The organism is Sphingomonas sp. P4_G3 (genome assembly GCF_056401105.1).
The window spans coordinates 1-2,148 of sequence record NZ_JBFUJZ010000020.1 but is presented as its reverse complement, the minus strand read 5'-3'; the positions used below and the strand labels follow the sequence as shown (position 1 = coordinate 2,148).

The 2,148-nt window shown below is 58.0% G+C and carries 2 protein-coding genes and 1 pseudogene; all 3 read left to right on the top strand.

Going from position 1 to position 2,148, the window contains the following annotated elements:
* Window positions 1-287: pseudogene (locus AC1DQQ_RS22305) on the top strand (hypothetical protein); the annotation flags it as partial.
* A 385-nt stretch (window positions 288-672) separates the two neighbouring features.
* Window positions 673-1,395 (top strand): LuxR C-terminal-related transcriptional regulator, encoded by a 723-nt coding sequence (locus AC1DQQ_RS22300; protein WP_478046825.1) that lies wholly within the window; start codon window positions 673-675, stop codon window positions 1,393-1,395.
* Window positions 1,396-1,574: 179 nt separating this feature from the next.
* On the top strand, window positions 1,575-2,148 hold a 574-nt coding region (locus AC1DQQ_RS22295), incomplete at its 3' end, for an MBOAT family O-acyltransferase (protein ID WP_478046824.1).

Below are 2,148 nucleotides of genomic sequence, written 5' to 3'. Positions count from 1 at the left end.
GGCCGCGCTGGGACCTGGTCGCGATCGGACTCACCTTGTTCCTCATCGGATTGTTCAAGAAGGTGATGGTCGCCGATCCGCTCGGCGTCGCGGTGCGGCCGATCTTCGTGCAGGCAGAGATCGGCGGCGTACAATTCATCCAGGCATGGACCGGCGCATTATCCTACGCGCTGCAAATCTATTTCGACTTTTCCGGCTATACCGACATGGCGATCGGCCTCGGGCTGCTCTTCGGCATTTCGCTGCCGCGCGAGCGAAGGGGCCGACATATCCCATGTTGCCGATGATCAGAACACACATCGACAGCCTCCCCCAAATCCGGACGCCGCGACCTCACCACCGGAATCATTCACGAGACGATTGATCCCGCCCCATTCGGGACGTCGCGTAGAATTCAGAGCGTTAGCCATCGAGGCTGAGACGACGAGGGCGCCGGACAACCCGATACCGGAAACTCCAGGGCGTCAACCACGATGCTCGAAATATATAAGTACATATACGTAAGTAAATTCGCTTAATATCAATAATACTTTTTGACTAATTTAGCTTATTATCACACTTAGTACCCATAATAAGGAAATTGAGTTTTGCTACTATTTATCAACAGCCGAGAGCCGAGGCCTTTCATGAGGATCATTATAGCAATAAACTCGTGATTCTGGAGGCTATCTAATGACACCTCGCATCAAGATTGCCTTGCTCGGGCCCAATCGAATAGCTCTGGACGGGTTACAGAGGATACTGACCGAAAACGGATTTGACGTACTGGAAGCCGCGGTCGACGCGAGCCAGCTCAGCGACGTCGAAGCGGTCGATGACGACGGCAGCGACGTCGTCCACATTCTGCTGATGGACGGCCTCGCGGACGCCAAGACGGGGTACCATCCCGCGGAACTTGCCGAGCGGTTCCCCGGCTATCGGCTGGCGGTGATGGCTGCTGCGTTCGATTTCGACGAAATGGTCAGCTGTTTCCGCGAAGGCGTTTACGGCTACATCATCGCGGCATCGTCCGAATCTCTAGTGATTTCGCTGCGATTGATCGCCATCGGCGAGAAGGTGATGCCGTCGAACCTGGCCGAATTCCTGCCCACGCATCCCAATCTCGGGCTGTCGCCGGGCACCAGCCAGTCGATGAAGCAGGCCGGCCTGTCACTGCGGGAAATCGAAATTCTCGCCTGTCTGGTGAGCGGGCAACCCAACAAGATCATCTCGCGCCAGCTCGAGATCAGCGAGGCGACGGTGAAGATCCATGTGAAGGCCATTCTTCGCAAGGTCGGCGTCCAGAACAGGACCCAGGCCGCCATCTGGGCGATCGGCGAGCGATTGAACGAGACACTTTCATCGCATCCTCCCTGTGGCAAGATCCGCAACGGCGCCGATCGGGCTTTACCGTAGCTCGGTTGACAGGCACCGCGCCGCCGAGGGCGGCGCGCGGGGAATTACGGGTTAATTCGTCCTAAACGCTGCGGGCGTCGCACCGGCGATGCTAGGCTTCGTCGCGATCGAACCGATCAGATCGAGTCAACAAACTCGGGTCATTTGATCGGGGCAAGCAAAACGGGGGAATTTGGACCATGCTGTTCAATTCCAGCGAGTTCATATCGCTGTTCCTGCCCGTCGTCTTCGTCGGTTTCATCGTCATCGCCCGATTCAATCAACCGCGCCTCGCCGCGGCCTGGCTTACCGTTGCGTCATTGGTGTTCTACAGCTGGTGGCGCTGGCAGAACCTGCCGCTGCTGTTGACCAGCATGGGGGTCAATTACTGGCTCGGCGGCCTACTCATACGGCGGCAGAGCAAGCTTACGCTCGCGCTTGGCATCGGTTTTAACGTCTGCCTGCTCGGCTATTTCAAATACACGATGTTCGCCCTGGAAACGACGCGGGAATTGTTCGGCGGCGACTGGCAGGTGCCGCACGTCATCCTCCCGCTCGCCATTTCGTTCTTCACTTTCCAGCAAATCGCCTATCTGGTCGACGCCTATGGTGGCCGGGTCAGCGAGCGCGATCCGCTCAACTACGCGCTGTTCATCACCTTTTTCCCGCACCTGATCGCCGGGCCGATCACGCATCATCGCGAGATGCTCGCGCAATTCAGCGCGCCCGACCGCTTCCGGCCGCGCTGGGACCTGGTCGCGATCGGACTCACCT